General features: G+C 39.8%; 1 protein-coding gene. It reads left to right on the top strand.

Annotated elements, in window-relative coordinates:
- The first annotated feature begins 539 nt into the window (after nucleotides 1–539).
- Nucleotides 540–2,036, top strand: a complete 1,497-nt coding sequence (locus PLK24_RS10790) for an AMP-binding protein (RefSeq protein ID WP_324479021.1) — start codon at nucleotides 540–542, stop codon at nucleotides 2,034–2,036.
- The last annotated feature ends 364 nt before the right edge of the window (nucleotides 2,037–2,400 follow it).

Genomic DNA, 2,400 nt, shown 5'->3' with positions numbered 1-2,400 from the left:
AATTCCCCTCCTTGGAGGGGTGCCGTTTTACGGCGGGGAGGGTGCCTTTCATTCGTCATCATGAGCAGTGCTTTCCAGCTCGAGGATCTCATCTTCAAGTTTTTATAAAGAAAAAAACAAAAAAATGAGATTGCCACGTCACTTCGTTCCTCGCAATGACGGGGCGGGTGAGATTGCCACGTCGCATAATACGCTCCTCGCAATGACGGAGCAGGTGGATGGGATTCCCACATCGCTCTGCTCCTCAGAATGTCACCCCCTCGCGTCCTCTCCTCCCCCGCAGTCCATTTTACATCCTTATCTGGTGCCACCAAGCGGTTTGGTTGTCTATCTTAATATTTTTTTCTATTCACCAATGTTACATTACTGCTTTTTCAGGTATCCTAGTTTTTTCCAACTGTTTTCTTTTGATTTAGTCAATAAAGAACAACGAAATGGTAGCAGAAATAAGAAATATAGAATAAAATACATAAAGAAATTTATTTTATACGGTATTTAAATTAAGATGGTTACTCTATATAAGCTTTGAGGAGGAAAGTATGATAACTACAATAACCGAAAGAATTCGAGAAATGAGTCAGGAATATGGGAAAAAAATCGCCGTTTCAATGGGAGACTGGTTTATAAATTATAATGAACTGGTTAATGAGATTGACAAAGAAGCTTTAAAATTGAAAAAAGCTGGCGTAAAAGAAGGAATGCGGGTTGTCATCGTACTTCCCAATCATTGGCATACTTTAAGACTCATCCTCGGTTGTTTTCAAATTGGAGCAATTCCTCTGCTTCTCTCACCAAAATACCCACCTAAATCAATTGAAAAAATTTTCCAAAACGCCAAAGCAAGTTTGTTGGTAGCCCAATCACCACATCAAGAGCTTGCCGATCGACTCCCTCTTGCTATTATTGGAGAAAATGGAGAAATCGGATTCCCTGATAAAATAAATACAACGATTAACGATTTACCCTCTTTAGACTCACCTATTGCCGCTTTCTTTTCAACTTCAGGGACGACTGGAATTCCCAAATTGGTCATGCTCACTCATAAAAACATCCTTTCGGACATCGATAGTTGTTTCGATTTAGTCGATATCTATCCTGAAGATCGCATGTTGGGTGTACTTCCCATGTTCCATGTTTTTGGTTTTTCAATTGCCTACATGCTTCCTTTAGCAAAAGGGATGACACTTACGATTGTTCCTTCACTTTATCCAGCCAACAATCTCATTGAATCCCTCAAAAAATATCAATCTACGGTTTTTTTAGGTGTACCAGCTGTCTTTTCAATATTAGCCGGTGCCCGTGCTAAAGTTCCCTTTGACTTAAGTCCTCTCCGCCTCCCAATTTGTGGTGGTGATGCTCTTCCTCAAAGAGTTCGAGAAGCTTTCGAAAAAGGTTTCGGGTTAAATATCATGGAGGGATATGGAATAACCGAGGCATCTCCGGTGGTTTCTATCAACCCCTCTCCCCTTACTCGAGTACCAGGGTCAGCGGGACCAGTAATCGAAGCTATTAACCTTCGGATTGTGGACGACAACGGCAATGAATTACCCACCGGTGAAATTGGAGAAATTATTCTTTCTGGAGATCCTATTTCACCCGGTTATTATAATAATCCTGAAGAAAATCAAACCTCCTTCCGTAATCAATGGTTTTATACCGGAGACTTGGGAAAAATTGATGAAAAAGGTCTTCTTTATATTGAAGGCAGAAAAAAAGAATTGATTATTGTTTCTGGTTTTAATGTTTTTCCCCAAGAGATTGAAGAAGTAATCATGTCATTCCCAGGAGTTGTTCGTACCGCTGTTGTAGGAGTCCAAAGAGCATCTCGTGGTGAAATGATCAAAGCTTATGTCGTTCCAAACGAAAATATTACCATTGACCCAACTGAAATTGTAAGGTTTTGCCGAAAAGAGTTAGCATCTCACAAAGTTCCTCGTATTGTTGAAATCGTTGCCGAACTTCCTCAAACCGTAACAGGAAAGGTCATGAAATACATGATTTCCTCTTCCGGTAATGAAATTGAAGTAATTGAGTAAAGTCTTTCACTCTAAATCGGAACTAATTCGAATTAAAAGAAAAGCTTATTCTGAAAATATAGTAATGAATAAAAAGTTAACAAAAAAAAATGAAAAATGTATACCCCTCCTTTTGAATTCCCTTTCAATAGGGTAATGAATTGATTGAACAATTCCCCTCCTCGAAGGGGTGGCGCTTGCAGAGGGGAGGGTGCTTTTCGTTTTTTTCTGGTTATCCTGAGAAAATAATAAAGGAATAAAAAATATTTTCTAAATGAGATTGCCACGTCGTTCAACCAAAGCACGATTGGCCTCCTCGCAATGACGGATTTGGTGGATGAGACTCTCACATCGTCTGGTAAAAGACACCGGACTCCTCAGAATG

This window comes from Atribacter sp. (assembly GCF_035418125.1).
Classification (GTDB): Bacteria; Atribacterota; Atribacteria; order Atribacterales; family Atribacteraceae; genus Atribacter; species Atribacter allofermentans.
The sequence above is the reverse complement of the archived record's forward strand: the minus strand, read 5'-3'. Positions and strand labels throughout refer to the sequence as shown.

Bases quoted from the DNA above. Each gene is read 5' to 3' on its own strand.
- PLK24_RS10790 (WP_324479021.1), top strand. From the start codon at position 540: ATGATAACTACAATAACCGAAAGAATTCGAGAAATGAGTCAGGAATAT.